This is a genomic window from Marinobacter sp. OP 3.4 (assembly GCF_036224885.1).
Classification (GTDB): domain Bacteria; phylum Pseudomonadota; class Gammaproteobacteria; order Pseudomonadales; family Oleiphilaceae; genus Marinobacter.
Genome location: NZ_JAVVLT010000018.1, coordinates 65654 through 82993 on the forward strand (window position 1 = coordinate 65654; position 17340 = coordinate 82993).

Sequence of the window (17340 nt, forward strand, 5' to 3'; positions counted from 1 at the left end):
AGACAATCAACAACCGGGAGTGTGAATGAGCCTGCGTAATGCCGTACAGCTGATGTGCTACCCCAACCGGATCGGTCGTAACCTGGCGGATCTGGGCACCTTTATTGACCGCCACCTGGAGGGCGCCATCGGCGGCGCCCATATCCTGCCGTTCTATCCCTCCAACGCCGACGGCGGTTTCTCGCCCCTGACCCATACCGAGGTGGATCCCGCCTACGGCGACTGGTCGGACATCGAGCGGCTGGCGAAGGATATCGATATCTGTGCCGACCTGACGGTGAACCACATTTCCGACGAGTCACCGGAGTTCCTGGATTTCGTGAAGCACGGGTACGATTCCGAGTATGCCGACCTGTTCGTGCATGTGCACACCTTTGGGGAGATCAGCCCTGACGACCTGGCGAAGATCCATATCCGCAAGGAGAAGGAGCCTTTCCGGGACGTGACCTTTGCCGATGGTAGCAAGGGCCAGGTGTGGTGCACCTTCACCGAACGCCAGATCGACCTCAACTACGAGTCCGACAAGACCTACGAGTTGATGGAGCACTACATCCACTTCCTTACCAGCAAGGGCATCAAGCTGTTGCGCCTGGATGCCTTTGGCTATACCACCAAGCGTATCGGTACCAGCTGTTTCCTGGTGGAGCCGGAGGTGTACCGCATCCTCGAATGGGTGAATGAGACGGCCCAGCACTATGGCGCCGAGTGCCTGCCGGAGGTCCACGACCACACCAGCTACCAGTACGCCATCGGGCGTCGCAACATGCACCCCTACGGTTTTGCACTGCCGCCGCTGATCCTGTACTCACTGCTGGCGGCCAACAGCGTGTACCTGAAGAACTGGCTGCGGATGTGCCCTCGCAACCAGATCACCGTGCTGGATACCCACGACGGTATCTGTATTCCCGATGTGGAAGGCGTGCTGCCACCCGGGGAGATCCAGGACCTGATCGACAATATCGACGCCCGCAGTGCCGACCCGATCCTGCGGCGATCCGCCGCCAATATCCACAGTGTTGGCTCCATCTACCAGCTTACCTGCACCTTCTACGATGCCCTGATGCAGAACGACGATGCCTATATCGCGGCGCGGGCGATCCAGTTCTTCACCCCGGGGATTCCCCAGGTCTACTACGTGGGCCTGGTGGCCGGCTGCAATGACCAGGAACTGATGGAGGAGACCGGCGAGTTGCGGGACATCAACCGGCACTTCTATTCCATGGAGGAGGCCGACGAGGCCATGGCCCAGCCGGTGGTGAAACGCCTGCTGACACTGATGCGCTTCCGCAGCCAGTACCCGGCGTTTGACGGGCGTTTCGAGCTAAACTATTCCAACCAGTCCAGCGTGGCCATGGCCTGGCGCCATGGCGACTATTACTGTCACCTGTTTGTGGACCTGAACTTCAACACCGCCCGCATCCGCTATCTGGACCCGGACAACGGCTTCCAGGAACAGGCCTTGGAATGCTGATGGGCTGTGCTAATCTCAGGTGATTCATTCAACGACAACCTCTCCGGGAGGCGGTCATGTACCTGTCTGTGCAGCTCAGTTTCTATCCCTTTACCGACAACCACAAACCACCCATCAAGGATGTGATTGACCGCCTCCAGCGCAGCGGCCTGGAGGTCCATGCCAATCGCATCAGTACCCAGGTGTTTGGTGAGTACGACCAGGTCATGCGGGTGCTGTCCGATACCATGAAATGGGCGTTTGAGCAGTATGGTCAGGCGGTGTTCGTGGCCAACTTTGTTAATGGTGACCGCCGACCGGACGGCTGACGGGGGACACACAAGCGGCTACTTATGGTCACAGGGACTTCATACCCCTGTCACGGAGTCCGTGAAAACTGAGTGTGCATGCAAAGACATGTCACAGGTTTCACGGAACAACTAGGGAGTGGTTTATGAAGCTCAAACAATTTGGTTCGTCTGTTCTCGCGGTGACCACCCTGGTGGCCGCCGTTTCAATGCCACTGTCCGCTTCCGCCAGGGGGTGGCAACACGAAGGTGATCTGCCCCCCGGCCTGGAACGACTCCAGGAAAAGTTTGAAAAACTGAAGCGGGATATGCGCCACCGCCACAGCAACGTCCAGGTGGGCCCCCGCCCCTACTGGCTGGTGGACGATATGGACGATGGCTGGTTGAAGGACAAGCTGGAACGCTGCGAGAACAGGCCCATGCGCCGCACCGACTTTTCCATTGGTCACCGGGGCGCACCGTTGCAGTTCCCGGAGCACACCATGGAATCCTACGTGGCCGCGGCCCGTATGGGCGCGGGCATCGTTGAGTGTGACGTGGCCTTCACCGCCGACCGTGAGCTGGTGTGTCGTCATGCCCAGAATGACCTGCACACCACCACCAACATCGTCACCATCCCGGAGCTGAACGCCAAGTGCACCCAGCCGTTCGTGCCGGCGGATCCGGCGTCCGGCACCCCGGCCCAGGCGGAATGCCGCACCAGCGATATCACCCTGGAGGAGTTCAAGTCCCTGGAAGGCAAGATGGACGCCTTCAACCCCATGGCCACCACGCCGGAGGAGTACGTGGGCGGTACCGCCGACTGGCGCACCGATCTCTACGCCAGCCGGGGCACCCTGCTCAGCCACCGGGAAAGCATCGAGCTGTTCAAGGCCCTGGGCGTGAAGATGACGCCGGAGTTGAAGACGCCGGTGGTGGATATGCCCTACGAGGGTGATTACACCCAGCAGGACTATGCCCGCCAGATGATCCAGGACTATATCGACGCCGGTGTGAAGCCGAGGGATGTGTGGCCGCAGTCGTTCCTGCTGGACGATGTGCTGTTCTGGGTGAATGAGACCCCGGCCTATGGTCAGCAGGCGGTGTTCCTGGATCAGGACGCCATTACCCCGGAAAATTCCTCACTGGCCTATATGGAAAACCTCAGGGCCCAGGGCGTGAACGTCATCGCTCCCGCTATCTGGAAGATGCTGGCGCTTAATGGTCATCAGGAAATTGTACCGTCCGAGTACGCTGAGAATGCTCGCACCGCGGGCCTGGACATGATTGCCTGGTCCCTGGAGCGCAGTGGTCCGCTGGCCAATGGCGGCGGCTGGTACTACCAGACCGTCACCGACGCCATCAACAACGACGGCGATATGCTGACCGTGGTGGATGTGCTGGCCCGGGACGTGGGCGTGATCGGTATCTTCTCCGACTGGCCGGCCACGACTACCTACTACGCTAACTGCATGGGAATGCGCTAGATTCTCACTGCCGGGAAAGGGCAATGAACTTTCCCGGTGACGTCCGGTCCGGTACTCTTGGATCTCTTTCAAGGTGTACCGGACCCGACCCCATCCATGTCAGCAGAACTCTTCACACGACACTTTCTCGGCAGTTTCTTCCTCCTGATTGGTATCCTGTTCGCCTGTCGTGCCCTGGGCCTGTACGCCCGGCTGGGTTTCAGTCACATCAATTACGGCGCCACTGGCAGTGCTGCCTGGTGGAACCGCCACCTGTTCAATGGGTTCCGGGCTGCCATCCTGGTGGTGTGCCTGGTGCGAATGGTCTGGCCCATTGATCCCTGGCTGGGCATTATCCCCTGGCTCTATCACCCGGCGATCCTGGTGTCTGGTGTGGCGATGCTGCTGAGTTCCTTTGGCCTTGCCAGTTACCTGCAGGCCTACATGCATGCCGACTGGCGTTCGGGCATCGACCTGGACCATGCCCCCAACCTGATCACCTCGGGCCCCTATGCCCGTAGCCGTAACCCGTTGTTCCTGGCCGTGATTCTGGGACAGCTCGGGTTCTTCCTGGCCCTGCCGAGCCTGTTTTCCCTGGTCTGCCTGGTGGTGGGTGTGTGGGTGATCCGCCGTCAGGCGCTGGCCGAGGAAGTAGCTCTGAGCGTCCACTACGGAGAGCCCTACCGCCAGTACCGTCAGCGGGTGCCGCGCTGGCTCTGATCCACCCGGGTCAGGGGCAGCCACCCCAGCAAGGCAAGGCCGCCCGCGGCCAATACGGCCCAGCCAACGGGTGAGCCCAATCCCAGCAGGGTAACGCCACCTGCCAAACTCCACAGCAGGGGCACCGGCATCATCAGCGCCAGTCGCCACCCATGCAGGGTTGCCAGGACCACGCCGAGGGTGGTGATCGCCAGCGGATCCGGGAACAACAGCCAGGTATCGGCGGCCTCAATCCCCCGCTGGTCCAGCAGGAAACCCAGCGGGTGAATCAGGGTGCCCCAGGTGGCCAATAGCAGCCCCAGCCAGTATCGATGGGGGCGCGGCGATATCGAGCCGCCTTTCAGGGCGAACACCAGGAACAGTCCGCCCATGGCGACGAAGGGCGCAATGGCCCAGTCCATGGCCCAGTTGATGGCCCGGTATTGTTGCCACAGGAAGGTCCAGGTGACGAACCACCAGAGCAGGCCCATGCCGGCGAATACCAGGCCGTGTTGCCTGCCGTCACGGCGTCCGAGCTGCCAGACCAGCAACAGGCCGGCTACCGGGGCCAGCAGGGCCAGCCACCACCAGCTATCGTTATTGCCCGCCACCAGGGCCCAGTAGACCCGGGGCGAGAACAGCAGCAGGTCCCGGGGGTGGTAGCTGAGCAGGGTGTCCATCACAGGGATCGGATGGTGTCGCTGATGCGGCGGCGCAGGTCCGGATTTGGCAGGGGCTCGCGGGCGGCGGCCAGGTTCTCCCGGACGTGATCCACCTGGGTGGTTGCCGGAATGGCGCAGGTGACCGCCGGATGGCTGAGGATGAACTTGAGGATCAGTTGTGCCCAGGAATCGGCGCCGACTTCCGCCGCCCAGTCTGGCAGTGGCTCGCTGGCCAGGCGCTCGGTGAGGGCGCCCCGCCGGAAGGGGCGGTTGACGATGACGCCGATACCTTTCTCCCGGGCCAGCGGCAGCAGGCGATCCTCGGCCTCACGGTCCACCGGGTTGTAGGTCAGCTGAATAAAGTCGATGGGCTCCGAGGTCATGATCCGTTCCATCTCCCGGTGGCGACGGCCATGGGAGGTGGTGATGCCGATGGTGCGCACGGCGCCTTCATCCCGCATGGCCCTGAGAGTATCCAGGTGAGCCTGCCAGTTAACGAGATTATGCACCTGCAACAGGTCAAACCGGTCCACCTGCCACTCGTTGGCGGATTCCCGGCTCTGGCGGCGGCCGTCGTCGCCGTCCCGGGTCCAGATCTTGTCGGCGGAGAACACCTGGTCCCGGGCATCCAGTTTGTTGAGCCCGTAGCCCACCGTGTTCTGGGAAGACCCGTACATGGGCGAGGAATCGATGATCGCGCCGCCACCCTGGAAGAAGGCGGCCATCACGTCGGCGGAGGCATCCAGCAGGCGCTGGTTGTTGCCGACGTTGAAGGTGATCCAGGTGCCCAGCCCGACGGACGGCAGGGTGATGTCGCGGCCAGGCAGCGAACGGATAAGCGGGCCGGCGTCCCGGGCCCGGGCCAGTGACAGGGGCAGGGCGGACAGACTGGCGGCTGCCGCCAGGCCCTGTAGCAGGCGACGCCGCTGGAGTGACCACTGGTCGGCCATGACGGTCTCCGGTCAGGGAATGTATCTGCACTGACACTGACAATAATCGACAGTTCCGCGATGTCCAGCCCGGACAACAGTCCGTTCGTGGATCAGGAGTCCCCGTCGGCGTTTTCTTCGGGCTCCGGCGCGGGCTGGTAGTACACCTGCAGCATGGTCCTGGAGCCCTCCATGTGGGTGGCCGTGCGGGCATCCGTGGGCTGGATGCGGATATTGGGGATCCGGTAGGTGTCCGGCCCGTCAATGCGGGTCTCATCGCTGATGCTCTGCAGTATCTGTACATGCTCGCCGCTGTCGCTTTGCAGGACGGTGTAGTCCGGCAGTTCCTTCCGGTACCAGTCGACCACTTCCTCCGGCGTCATCAGGGTCAGGAACACGGCCAGGGGCAGGCTTTGCACCGTGCCTTCGTCGGTGCTCTTGTCGATGCCCCGGGTGGCGTGAATGATCAGCTTGCTTTCCGGTACCACCGGCAGGGTGACGTTTTTCCCGCCGTCCTGGGTGATGTCGCTCAGCGTGGAGTGGGCGCCGGCCTGGCTGACAAGCAGGGCGACAGCGCACAGGGCCAGCAGAATGAAGCCCTGGATAGCGCGGGTTCGAAATGCTGTGCGGATGATCATGATGTTCTCCCTGTAAACCGGTTCCGTTTCCCGGGGGAGCACCGGGCAGCCGTGGAGGTTGCCTGCGGGCTCCTGTTTTTCTGAGGCGCGGGGACATCCTGCTCCCGCCGAGGGGCTATCCTGCACCAGAGCCGGAGAGGCTGAAATCGAAGGGTTGGCAATTTACCAGGCTGTAAGTTACGCCACTGGACACTCTCAGGGGTGATGTGGGTGTGGCGTCACTTTCAGGTCGTTATACTGGCTGGATACACCCATGATCTCTGGAGACCGACATGAAATACCTGCACACCATGGTGCGCGTCAGTAACCTGGACGACTCCCTGCATTTCTACTGTGATCTGCTGGGGCTGAAGGAAATCAACCGCAAGGACGTGGAAAAGGGGCGCTTCACCCTGGTGTTCCTGGCGGCGCCGGAGGACGAGCAACGGGCGCGGGAGGAACGGGCGCCGATGATCGAACTGACCTGGAACTGGGACCCGGAGGAGTATACCGGTGGCCGCAATTTCGGGCACCTGGCGTACCAGGTGGACGATATCTACGGGCTCTGCCAGCACCTGCGGGACAACGGCGTCACCATTAACCGCCCGCCCCGGGATGGGCGCATGGCGTTCGTGCGTTCACCGGACGGTATCTCCGTGGAACTGCTTCAGAAAGGCGATCCGCTGCCGATAGAGGAACCATGGGCCAGTATGGAAAACACCGGTAGCTGGTAGCGCCATGGCACATGGTGGGGCTGGCGGTATTGCAAAACCGGGTTTGCAATTGCATTACAAAATTTATCCAAACAGTCGTTTTAATAATGCTGATCTGATAAGGCTCATCACTATAATTAAGGCGGCTTTGTTGTCGCTATAGGGCGACGACTGACAATAACGATAAAACCATCAGCGCACACATTATCCTGCCGTGCAGGGAGGTATCCGCATGCAATCTTCGTCCGCCAGTGCCCAGGCGATGCCCCAGGAGGGAGTGACCAGCACCGATCCGTCGGCCAGTGCATCCCGCTGGCTGCCCACACCCACCGCCATCCTGCTGATCCTGCTGCAGGCGGTCCTTGTGATCACCGTCGCCTGGCAGGGAAGCGCTACCGTGGCAACCGTTGCCTTGGTATTGGGGGGCATCGTGCTCGTGCTGGCCTGGTATCTGGGCGTGCGTGCCCGCCGGGATCAGGGCATCAGCCGGGTGTTCGAGCTGGCACTGGGGCAGCAGATTGATATTTCCGAGAGCCTGACTGAAGGCGATGACTCGGAGGAAGCCCGGGCGCTCAGGGACTTCAACAAGCGACTGCGGGATATGATCCTGGACTTCCAGCACCAGAGCATCAGCATCTCGCTGTCGTCCGCCCGCAGCCGCCTGCTGGCCGAGCTGGCCAACCGTGAGGCATCCGGCCAGCAGAAACTGTCCGAGCAGATCTTCCAGGCCAGCGACGAAACCACCACCGCCCTGCAGGATATCTCCGGCCGTACTTCCACCATTACCGAGATGAACAGCCGCAACCTGGAGGTGGCCAAGGACTCCAGCCAGCAGTTGGAGGAGGCGCGGTTCCAGGTGGAAACCATCAATAACGCCATGGGCGAATTCCAGGAGAATATCGCCCGGCTGGATAAGTCTTCCAACCAGATCCAGAAGATCCTGGGCACAGTGCAGGATTTCTCCGAGCAGACCAATATGCTGGCCCTGAATGCCGCCATCGAGGCGGCCCGTGCCGGCGAGCAGGGCCGTGGTTTCGCGGTGGTGGCCGACGAGGTGCGCAACCTGTCGCTGCGGGTGGGTGAGTCCGCCAGTCAGATCGGCGGCCTGCTGGATGACATGATCGACGCCATGTCCGGCGCCGGCAACCAGGCCCAGTCCATCATGACCCAGAGCGCCACGGCCGGGGAGTCCGTCAAGAGCGCGGCATCCCAGTTCAGTACCATGGTGGACGATTTCACCCGGGCCCATGAGGACCTGCTGATGGTGAGCAGTTCCCTGGAGCAGCTCACCGCCACCAACACCGAGACCCACGGCCATGCCACGGCGATCCGCGACAGCAGCGAGCAGATCCGGGAGGGCATGTCGAACATCTTCACCCAGGCCGACGCCCTGCGGGACAACACCAACCTGGTGTTACAGGCCCTGTGTCGGTTCAACCTGGGCGAGGGGCCCCTTGAGGGCATGGTCAACAAGCTGTTTGCCCGGCGCGACCAGCTCCAGGCGATCATGGAGGACCTCCGCAAGGAGGGGTACAACCTGTTTGATTTCAACTACCGGGAAATTCCCAACACCGGTGGCCAGAAGTTCGACACCAGTTGGGCCGATGCCCTGGGCAAGCGTATCCAGCCCCTGCTGGATGAGTGGGACCTGGGCGGTAAGGACGGCATCATCTACACCCTGCCCACCGACCATAACGGTTACCTGGCCATTGCCCGCAGCGCCAGCGCCCAGCCCATGACCGGCGACCCGAAGGTGGATGCCGCCCGCAGCGTACACAAACGCATCACCGTGCGTGGCCAGGAACTGGAGAACCTGCGCAAGTGCACCTACCTGAGCATGGGCACCTTCGTATTGCCTGGTACCACCAACGTGGTGCTGGTGATCTACGTGCCGCTGTATGTGGACGGCAAGAAGTGGGGTGTGATGACCTCCGGTATCGTACCGAAGGCCGTTGGCGTTGATCTGTAGGGGAGAGGGGCCACACCGGGGTTGCGCCATATATTCCCTCTCCCCAGCGGGGGAGAGGGGCTAAGCTACCTTCCCACATGAGCTCTCTGGCCACAGGTGGTAAGATGCGCCTTTTGCATCGGGAGCCAGTCCATGGGCCTTCTGTTTGAACAGATTGACAGCCAGCCCTCCCCCCTGGGGGAGATCACCCTGCGTCGCCGCCGGATTCCCGCCCTGGGCGACCGGGATATCTACGAGGTCAAGCTGGGGGAGGAATTCCTTATGTCCAGCATGTTCGTGGATGCCGAGGTGGCACTGGCGGACCTGACGCTGGAAATTACCCAGGGGGATGACCTGGCCGTCGTGGTGGGTGGCCTGGGCCTTGGCTACACCGCTGATGCCGCCCTGCGCAATGACCGGGTCGGCGAACTGCTGGTGGTGGACGCCCTGGGCACGGTTATCCGCTGGCACGAGGAGGAAAAGGTGCCCCTGGGGCAGGTACTCAACGACGACCCCCGTTGCCGCTATGTCCACGGCAGCTTTTTCGAACTGGCCGACCCGGAGCGTGGATTCGACCCGGACCAGCGCGGCCGCCGGTTTGATGCCATCCTGCTGGACATCGACCATTCACCCCGGGCCCTGCTGAACGACTCCAACGCCTCTTTCTACAATGCCGACTCCCTGGGCCGGATGGCGAAACAGCTCCGGCCTGGCGGCATGTTCGGCATGTGGTCCAACGAGCCGCCGGACGAGGATTTCCTCCAGGTGCTGGATCGGGTTTTCGTGGCCCCGGAAGCCCGGGTGGTGTCCTTCTTCAATCCCTTCCAGAACCGGGAAGCCACCAATACTGTCTATCTGGCAAGGGCTGTTGGGGAGCCTGAACAATGACCGATACCGCGATCGACTGGTCCACCCATACCGCAGCACTCTGGCGCCGTCACCGCCAGGGTCTGCGGGCCATCCGCCGGCTGGACCCGGTCCGCTGGGACCAGTTGCACGGCATTGAACGGCAACAGGCCGAGCTGGCCCGCAACACCGAGCGTTTCCTGGCCGGGGAGCCCTCCAACAACGCCCTGCTGTGGGGTTCCCGGGGTACCGGCAAGTCGTCGTTGATCAAGGCACTGCTGAACCGCTATGGCCGGGACGGCCTGCGCATGATCGAGGTGGATAAGGACGACCTGGTGAACCTGCCGGAGATTGTCGATGACATCAGCGAGCAGCCCTGGCGATTCGTGATCTACTGCGATGACCTGTCCTTCGAGACCGGGGAGTCCGGCTACAAGGCCCTCAAGAGTGTGCTGGAAGGCTCCCTGGAACTGCCGCCGGAGAATGTGCGGGTCTATGCCACCTCCAACCGCCGGCACCTGATGCCGGAGTTCATGTCAGACAACCTCCAGAGTGAGGTGAAGGGTGGCGAGCTGCATCCGGCGGAGGCGATCGAGGAACAGGTGTCCCTGGCGGACCGGTTCGGATTGCAGCTCTCCTTCTATCCCTTCCCCAAGGACGTATACCTGCAGGCCATCGATGCCCTGTTCCCCCAGGTGACTGATCGGGACACCCTGCACCTGCACGCCATCCGCTTTGCCACCAGTCGTGGCGGTCGCAGCGGCCGCACGGCCCAGCAGTTCTTCCGCCAGTTCAGCGGCGAGTTCGATTAACCAGCAGGACTTGTTACGCCGGGCAGGTCCACCTCAAATCGTACGCCACTGATGCCGTCCTGGCGGTGGTTCTCCGCCCGCACATGGCCGCCGTGGTGCTCCGCGATCAGTCGCACGATCAGCAGGCCCTGGCCCAGGTGGCCCTCGCCGCTGCCCTCCCGAACCGAGACAAAGGGGTTGAAGATGTCCCGGGCCAGGGACTCCGGCAGGGGCGGGCCTTCGTTGAAGACGCCCAGTCGCAGGCGCTGCCCGCCCGGTTCCACGGTCACCAGGATGTGGCCGCCGGTGGGGGTGAAGTCCCGGGCGTTGTCCACCAGTTTGTCCAGCAACTGCACCATCAGCTCCGGTGAGCCGGTCATGGGGCAGCCTTCGTCGGGGCCCTGGTAACGGATCTGGTGGTCCGGGTCCAGGCTCTGGTAGGCGGCGGTGGCCTCGGCCATGACCTGTGCCAGGTCGAAGGTTTCCGGTTCCGCCTGGTCAAAGCTCTGCTCCAGCCGGGCCGCCTCGCTCATGCCCTGCAGGATCCGGCTCAGGCGGTCGGTGGCGCTGCGGGCCCGCTCCCGGTAGCTGGCCCGTTCATCGTCGGTGGTGGCGTGTTCCAGGTTGTCCAGGGAGGAGCGGATCACCGCCACCGGGGTCTTGAGTTCATGGGACAGACGCCGGGAGAAGCTCTCCAGATAGTCGGTGTAGCCCTGCAACCGTTCCACCATCTGGCCAAACTGCCGGTTCAGTTCCCCCAGCTCGTCCCGGGCCCGGCTCCGTGGAATGCTGGCCAGTATCCGGCCATCGGGGTCGACACTGGCAGTGACCGCCCGCTGCAGCCGGGCAATGCGCCAGGACAGCCAGCTGGCATAACCCAGCAGCACCAGCATCAGGCCGACGATCAGCAGCACGCTGCGGGCGATCACCGAGCCCAGGGTGTTGCCCGACAGGGCCAGGATCTGCTCCAGGGACTGCTCCAGCACCAGTATGCGGCCGTCGCCGACGGCTTCCGCTGCTATCAGGTAGCGTTCATCATCCGGGTGTCGCACCAGACCGCTGTGGCCCGGTACCTGCTGGTGGGTCTGCTCGGCCCGGAAGGGGGCCGGCTCCGGCTGGTAGAAGCGGACCAGGGCGCGCAGGGCATTGAGGGTTATCTGTTCCAGCACCTCCAGCGGCGACAGGTTGTCGAAGTTACGGTGATTGTCGGGCAGGGGCTGGTCGCTGCGGGCGATCAGCCAGCCCGCCGGTTCGCTCAGGAAAACCCGCTGCCCCGGGGCCAGCAGGGTATGCAGGCGGGCCTCCAGCAACGGGCTGCGACCGGTCACCACGGGCAGCGGATTCTGGCGGGTGCCGGCACTGTAGGAAAAGTCCGGCCTGACCGGGTCGGGCCAGACCACTTCCAGGGCCAGGTGGTCACCGGGATGCAGCCGTGGCAGGCGCAGCTCCACCTGATAGCCATCGCCGCGACTCCGCCACACGCCGCTGACCCTGTGATCCTGCCGGCTACGGCTGAAGGGAAAGCGACCCATCACCGGGCCGGGAGCGGAGGTGCGGATGATGCGTTCGGTCACCAGGCTGTCGGAGCGCCATCGAAGCCGCAGGAATTCGTAAGGCTGGTCTGGGTCGGCGGGGTTGAAGTACAGCGGATCGGAACGTTGCACCCGCAGCAACAAGTACAGGTAGCGGCCATGGACGGAAGCCTGCCAGGACAGGACGCCGTCGGCCCCCGTGGTGGTCTGCCAGGGCTGTTCGTCGTCCTCGTAGCCAGGCCAGTCGTCGCCGTGCCCGTCCAGATTGATGGGACGCTCCGCCTGGCGGATATAGATCGCGTCGTCACCGCTGGCGAGTACCGCCTGTCCCGCCAGTTCCGAGGCGGCCACCTCGGCCATGCGCCGGGCCTGACCCTGGAGCTGGCTGGCGGACTGGGCCCGCAGGGCCTGGTCCAGTTCCAGCACGAACTGCAGCCCCGCCCAGGGGATCAGCAGCATCAGCAGGCTGGCAAGGAATAGCTGGCGCTTGAGGGACAACTAGACCTCCCTGGCGTGCCAGCGGTAACCCATGCCGTAGGCGGTCTGGATGCCGTCAAAGTCCGGGTCCAGTTGCTGGAACTTGCGGCGGATGCGCTTGATGTGGGAGGTGACGGTATTGTCGTCCAGTACCGTGCTGGCCGCCTGCATCAACTGGTCCCGGTTGCGCACGTGGCCCGGGTGGCGGGCGAGGGCGTGGAGCATCCAGAACTCGGTCACCGTCAGGTCCACCGGGGTGTCGTCCCAGGCCACGGTCATGCGGTCCACGTTGATGGTCAGCCGGCCCCGCCGGAGCACCTCGTCCGGCTGCTGCAGGGCCTCGGCCCAGGCGTCGGCCCGGCGCAGCAGGGCGGTAACCCGGGCCAGCAGGTGGTCCAGGCTCATGTCCTTGGTGACGTAGTCATCGGCCCCCAGGCGCAGGCCGTGCACCGAGTCGATATCACTGTCCCGGGCGGTGAGGAAGATAATGGGCACGGTGGCGGACAGGCGGCGCAGGTCCTGGCACAGGTCGAAGCCACCCTCGGGCTCATCCCCCAGCCCCACGTCGATCACTGCCAGGTCGGGCAGGGCGGTTCTCAGGGTGGCCCAGGCCGTGTGGCGGTCGCCGTACACGGACACGCTGTAGCCGCGGCGTTCGAAGGCATCCCGGTAGTTCTCCCGGATGGCGGGTTCGTCTTCCACCAGCACGATCTGCTTCTTCATGACTGCTTCCATGTTCCCCTGTGACGTGGCCCAAATGTAACGGGCGGGACGGGGCCGGACAAGCACAAGGGGCTGCTTTTGGTGGCTATTGCCACAATTCATCATTTTCCGGACGTTTCCTCGCCAGATTGCACCACGGGTTCGACGTTTCCCGGCGCTTTAATGGGTTCCACAACATCCAACAGCAAATGGAAAAAGGAACCTGAACCATGCTACCCAGCAAACCATTACCGGGCTACCGGACGGACCAGCAACCCATACGACCGCAGCGCCTCAGCCGCCGGCAGGTGCGGCGGATGGAGGGGGCCAGCCTGTGGCTGGCCATGCTGATGCTGCTGTTTGTGCAGCCCCTGTTTGTCGAGGTGGAGGCGCAGGAACGCCAGGTGGCTGAGGGCGCCGGTGAGTTCCATTATGTGGCCGACCAGGGGCGGGTGCCGGCGCCGGTGCTGAGTACCGACTACCAGGTGACGGTGACCGGCCTGATCGCCGAAACCCGGTTGCGCCAGACCTTCGGCAACACCTCCGGGCAGTGGCAGGAAGGGGTGTATACCTTTCCCCTGCCGGAGAACGCCTCGGTCCACGCCATGACCATGACCACCGATGAGCGGGTGATCGTGGGGGAAATCCGCGAACGGGAACAGGCCCGCCGGGAGTACCAGAAGGCGAAGGAGGAAGGCCGCCAGGCCGCCCGGGTGGACCAGCAGCGTCCCAACCTGTTCACCACCCGCCTGGCCAATATTCCGCCGGGGGAAAGCGTGACGGTGGAGCTGAAGTACCAGCAACTGGTGCGTTACGACAGCGGCGAGTTCAGCCTGCGCCTGCCCACCACACTCACACCCCGCTACATCCCTGGCGTGCCGGAGGTGCCCGGTGACACGGAATGGACCGGGGGCTGGGCCATGCCCACTACCCAGGTGGCGGACGCCCACCGGATTACGCCGCCCCAACTGGCCCACGAAGATGTGGCCAGCGGCAGCCATGAGGCCACCATTGCCATCGAGCTGAACGCCGGCCTGCCGCTGGGTGAGGTGAGCAGCCCCAGCCACGACGTGGCGGACGTCCATGACGGTAACCGCATCCGGGTGACGCCAACGACCGGCAAGGTGGTCATGGACCGGGATTTCCGCCTGCGCTGGCGACCGGTTCGGGGCCAGGAGCCGGCGGCGGCCGTGTTCCATGAAACCTGGCAGGGAGAGGACTACCTGCTGGCGATGCTGGTGCCGGGGGAGCAGGGCAGCCGGGTGCTGACCCGGGAGCTTATCCTGGTGATAGACACCTCCGGCTCCATGGCCGGCGCCTCCATCCGCCAGGCCCGGGAAGCGCTGCTCACCTCCCTGGATACCCTGGGGCCGGGTGACACCTTCAATATCATCCAGTTCAACAGTCACACCAGCCGCCTGTTCCCGCAACCGGTCGCCGCCGGTGCCGATAACCTGGACCGGGCCCGCCGCTACATCCGGGGGCTGCAGGCCAATGGCGGTACCGAGATGGCGAGCGCCCTGGAGGCGGCCCTGCTGGATCGCAAGGAAAGCTCCGTCACCGACCTCCGCCAGGTGGTCTTCGTCACGGACGGTGCGGTGGGCAACGAGCAGGCCCTGTTCGGCCAGATCAGTGACCAGCTCGGTGGCAGCCGGTTGTTCACAGTGGGCATCGGCAGCGCGCCCAATATGCACTTCATGCGTCAGGCGGCCCGTTATGGCCGGGGTACCTACACCGCCATCGGCGACCTGTCGGAAGTGTCCAGCCAGCTCGATACCCTGTTTCGCAAGATGCAGTCGCCGGTGCTCACCGATATTGACGTGGCCTGGCCGGACGGGGTGGACCCCGGCGAGCAGTTCCCGGCCCGGATCGGGGATCTCTACCTGGGGGAGCCGATGATGCTGCTGGCCCGTGGTTCCTCCCCGGAAGGGTCGCTGGCGGTGTCCGGTTCCCTGCCCGGTGGCCAGTCCTGGCAGCGGGGGCTGGCCCTGGAACAGGCGGCACCGGGCACCGGCGTGCACCGGCTCTGGGCCCGGGCGCAGATTGACCAGTTGCTGGATCAGGGCCTGTCGGGACAGGTGGATGACGAGTCCCGCGAGCAGGTGCTGGCCCTGGGCCTCCGGCATCAACTGGTCACCCCCTACACCAGTTTTGTCGCCACCGACAAGACGCCGGTCCGGCCCGTGGAGGAAGACCTGAAGAAGGTCGCGGTACCGTCACTGATGCCTGCTGGCAGCGCCCACCGGCGCATTGCTTACCCGCAGACCGCCACCCCAGCGCCGTTGTTGATGGCCAGTGGCCTGCTGGGCCTGTTGCTGTCGGGTGTGATGGTTCTGATCCGTCGCTGGAGGAGATGATGATGGGACGTCTGTTGCTGTTGGTGGTCACCCTTTCCGCCGGTCTGCTGCTGGCGGGCCTGTGGATTCCCTTCAAGGCGGTGGTGGCCCAGGAGTTGTTGTCCCTGGCCTGGGCCCGAACACAGGCGAGCCAGGTGGAGAGTCGCCCCTGGCCCTGGGCGGACACCTGGCCGGTGGCGCGGTTGCAACTGCCCGGGGAGAAATCCGCCCTGGTGGTGCTTTCCGGGGGGCATGGCGAGAGCCTGGCCTTCGGGCCGGGGCAGGTGAAAGGCCCGGAGTTGGGCGGGCGCCCCCAGTCGCCGGTGGTGATTGCCGGCCACCGGGACACCCATTTCCGGCCCCTGAAGGACGTCCGTCAGGACCAGGAGATCCGGCTGCAATTCGCCGACGGTGTGTGGCGTCGGTACCGGGTGGACTCCCTGCGCATTGTCGACAGTCGCCAGGAACAGCTGGACCTGGACCGTTACACCCGCAACTCACTGGTGCTGGTGACCTGCTATCCTTTCGACTCCCTCAACGCCAACGGGCCGCTGCGGTTCGTGGTGGAGGCCAGCCGCGATATGGCCTGGCCGACCGACCAATCCGCCGCCGGGGCCTGAGCCCGGCGGTCTGGCCCCTGAGAGCCGTCAGTATCGCTGATGCGCTTGCATGCGCCTGAAAATAACGGCAATCTCGGTTCATCCAATGGCGGGCGTCGGGTGCTGACCCGTTCGCCCGCTCCTACGGTACTACCAGGGAGTAACACGGATGAACCTGATTCTGTTCCTGATTATTGGTGGTGTGGCCGGCTGGCTGGCAGGCCTGATCATGAAGGGCCGTGGCTTTGGCGTACTGGCCAATATCGGTATTGGTATCGTCGGTTCGTTTATCGGCGGTTTCGTGTTCAGCCTGCTGCAACTGCATGCGGGGGGAACGATTGGCGAGCTGGTCACCGCGACGGTGGGTGCCGTACTGCTGCTGGCCGCCATCAACGCCATCAAGAAGGGTTAATCCATGCTGATGCCGGTTACTGCTGTATTCGCAGCCGTTACAGCAGTCCTGCTGTTGTTCCTCTCCGCCCAGGTGTCCCGCTACCGCCTCAAGTACCGCCAGGGTCTGGGTGTCAATGACGACCGGGAGTTCGAGGTGGCGGTGCGTGCCCAGGCCAATCTGGTGGAGTACGCGCCCATGGCGCTGATCCTGATGGCGGTGGGGGAGCTGAACGGGGTCAATGCCCAGTGGATCTACTGGGTGGGCATGGCGTTCGTGGGTGGGCGTGTGGCCCATGCCTACGGCATGTTCAACGGCCATGGTGGGCCGCATATGGCCCGGCTGGCGGGTATCCTGCTGACCTGGCTCAGTCTGTTGGTGATGGCGATACTGGTGGTCTGGAACGTGATCCAGGTGCAACCCTGATCTGATCCAGGTGTCGCCCCGGCTGCGGGTGGGCGCCGACCCGTCCCGACCCTGGGGCCGGGGGAGCCGGGCGGGTGATCAGATAACAAGGGCGAGGGCTTCCTCCCGGGCTTTCTGAACGGTGCTTTCCTGGCGGGTGCAGGCCAGTTGGCCGGGGGGTGAAACCGGTGCGTCTGTGTGAACTTCCATGGTTTCTTCCGCCTGGACCTCTCTGCTGGCCTGGGCTGCCTCAAGTGCCGCTGCGCGGGCGATCAGCTCCGGGCTATCCAGTACAAGTACGGTCATGTCGCATTCCTTATTTCATTGGGTCAGGCTATTGTTCTTATTCCCGCATACTATCGTCGGTATCCGGGGGCTTGGCAAGAGCTAGCGTGTCGGCTGGGTGATTCGCTAACCTACTGCGTGACGCTGAGACCTCTGGCCAAGGCGCCAGTCCGAAGGTGTGGTGGTTCCACATCAAGGGCTGGCA

Annotated in this window: 18 protein-coding genes; 12 read left to right on the plus strand and 6 right to left on the minus strand. The window is 63.8% G+C overall.

All coding sequences use genetic code 11. The features are described 5' to 3' along the window. The first annotated feature begins 25 nt into the window (after positions 1-25). The 4 genes from gtfA to RO069_RS03180 all read left to right on the plus strand — a co-directional run bounded on the left by gtfA (position 26) and on the right by RO069_RS03180 (position 3923). Positions 26-1471, plus strand: coding sequence for a sucrose phosphorylase (gene gtfA / locus RO069_RS03165; RefSeq protein ID WP_328185288.1), 1446 nt, complete (start codon positions 26-28; stop codon positions 1469-1471). A 56-nt stretch (positions 1472-1527) separates the two neighbouring features. After that, on the plus strand, positions 1528-1779 hold the full coding sequence (locus tag RO069_RS03170; protein ID WP_328185289.1) for a thiamine-binding protein: 252 nt from the start codon (positions 1528-1530) through the stop codon (positions 1777-1779). A gap of 125 nt (positions 1780-1904) precedes the next feature. Beyond that, on the plus strand, positions 1905-3224 hold the full coding sequence (locus RO069_RS03175; protein WP_328185290.1) for a glycerophosphodiester phosphodiesterase family protein: 1320 nt from the start codon (positions 1905-1907) through the stop codon (positions 3222-3224). Between the two features lie 96 nt (positions 3225-3320). Continuing rightward, positions 3321-3923 (plus strand): methyltransferase family protein, encoded by a 603-nt coding sequence (locus RO069_RS03180; protein ID WP_328185291.1) that lies wholly within the window; start codon positions 3321-3323, stop codon positions 3921-3923. On the opposite strand, the gene RO069_RS03185 is transcribed toward RO069_RS03180, so the two are convergent. The 3 genes from RO069_RS03185 to RO069_RS03195 all read right to left on the minus strand — a co-directional run bounded on the left by RO069_RS03185 (position 3899) and on the right by RO069_RS03195 (position 6131). Beyond that, positions 3899-4582 (minus strand): DUF6064 family protein, encoded by a 684-nt coding sequence (locus RO069_RS03185; RefSeq protein WP_328185292.1) that lies wholly within the window; start codon positions 4580-4582, stop codon positions 3899-3901. The genes RO069_RS03180 and RO069_RS03185 overlap by 25 nt on opposite strands. Then, positions 4582-5514: an aldo/keto reductase gene (locus RO069_RS03190; RefSeq protein ID WP_328185293.1), complete on the minus strand. Its 933-nt coding sequence runs from the start codon at positions 5512-5514 to the stop codon at positions 4582-4584. Before RO069_RS03190 ends, RO069_RS03185 begins: the two co-directional genes overlap by 1 nt. Before the next feature lie 92 nt (positions 5515-5606). Next, entirely contained in the window at positions 5607-6131 is a 525-nt protein-coding gene (locus RO069_RS03195; RefSeq protein ID WP_328185294.1) for a hypothetical protein, read from the minus strand. Between the two features lie 272 nt (positions 6132-6403). On the opposite strand from RO069_RS03195, the gene RO069_RS03200 reads away from it, so the two are divergent. The 4 genes from RO069_RS03200 to RO069_RS03215 all read left to right on the plus strand — a co-directional run bounded on the left by RO069_RS03200 (position 6404) and on the right by RO069_RS03215 (position 10429). Beyond that, a complete protein-coding gene (locus RO069_RS03200) occupies positions 6404-6844 on the plus strand; it encodes a VOC family protein (protein ID WP_328185295.1) in 441 nt (146 codons plus the stop codon). A gap of 211 nt (positions 6845-7055) precedes the next feature. After that, positions 7056-8792 (plus strand): methyl-accepting chemotaxis protein, encoded by a 1737-nt coding sequence (locus RO069_RS03205; protein WP_328185296.1) that lies wholly within the window; start codon positions 7056-7058, stop codon positions 8790-8792. Positions 8793-8924: 132 nt separating this feature from the next. Continuing rightward, positions 8925-9659 carry a spermidine synthase gene (locus tag RO069_RS03210; RefSeq protein WP_328185297.1) on the plus strand — a complete coding sequence of 245 codons (735 nt, stop codon included), beginning with the start codon at positions 8925-8927 and terminating at the stop codon, positions 9657-9659. Then, positions 9656-10429, plus strand: coding sequence for an ATP-binding protein (locus tag RO069_RS03215; RefSeq protein ID WP_328185298.1), 774 nt, complete (start codon positions 9656-9658; stop codon positions 10427-10429). Before RO069_RS03210 ends, RO069_RS03215 begins: the two co-directional genes overlap by 4 nt. On the opposite strand, the gene RO069_RS03220 is transcribed toward RO069_RS03215, so the two are convergent. Further along, a complete protein-coding gene (locus RO069_RS03220) occupies positions 10426-12438 on the minus strand; it encodes an ATP-binding protein (RefSeq protein ID WP_328185299.1) in 2013 nt (670 codons plus the stop codon). The genes RO069_RS03215 and RO069_RS03220 overlap by 4 nt on opposite strands. Beyond that, on the minus strand, positions 12439-13140 hold the full coding sequence (pdsR, locus tag RO069_RS03225; protein WP_328185300.1) for a proteobacterial dedicated sortase system response regulator: 702 nt from the start codon (positions 13138-13140) through the stop codon (positions 12439-12441). Between the two features lie 209 nt (positions 13141-13349). Here pdsR and RO069_RS03230 point away from each other — a divergent pair, with 209 nt between their 5' ends. The 4 genes from RO069_RS03230 to RO069_RS03245 all read left to right on the plus strand — a co-directional run bounded on the left by RO069_RS03230 (position 13350) and on the right by RO069_RS03245 (position 16871). Beyond that, complete coding sequence (locus RO069_RS03230; RefSeq protein WP_328185301.1) at positions 13350-15476, plus strand: marine proteobacterial sortase target protein; 2127 nt, start codon at positions 13350-13352, stop codon at positions 15474-15476. Between the two features lie 2 nt (positions 15477-15478). Beyond that, entirely contained in the window at positions 15479-16075 is a 597-nt protein-coding gene (locus RO069_RS03235) for a class GN sortase (RefSeq protein WP_328185302.1), read from the plus strand. A gap of 148 nt (positions 16076-16223) precedes the next feature. After that, positions 16224-16466 (plus strand): GlsB/YeaQ/YmgE family stress response membrane protein, encoded by a 243-nt coding sequence (locus RO069_RS03240; RefSeq protein WP_328185303.1) that lies wholly within the window; start codon positions 16224-16226, stop codon positions 16464-16466. A 3-nt stretch (positions 16467-16469) separates the two neighbouring features. Then, positions 16470-16871 (plus strand): MAPEG family protein, encoded by a 402-nt coding sequence (locus RO069_RS03245; protein WP_328185304.1) that lies wholly within the window; start codon positions 16470-16472, stop codon positions 16869-16871. Positions 16872-16949: 78 nt separating this feature from the next. Here RO069_RS03245 and RO069_RS03250 read toward each other — a convergent pair whose 3' ends face one another. Beyond that, positions 16950-17156, minus strand: a complete 207-nt coding sequence (locus RO069_RS03250) for a hypothetical protein (RefSeq protein WP_328185305.1) — start codon at positions 17154-17156, stop codon at positions 16950-16952. Positions 17157-17340 lie beyond the last annotated feature (184 nt).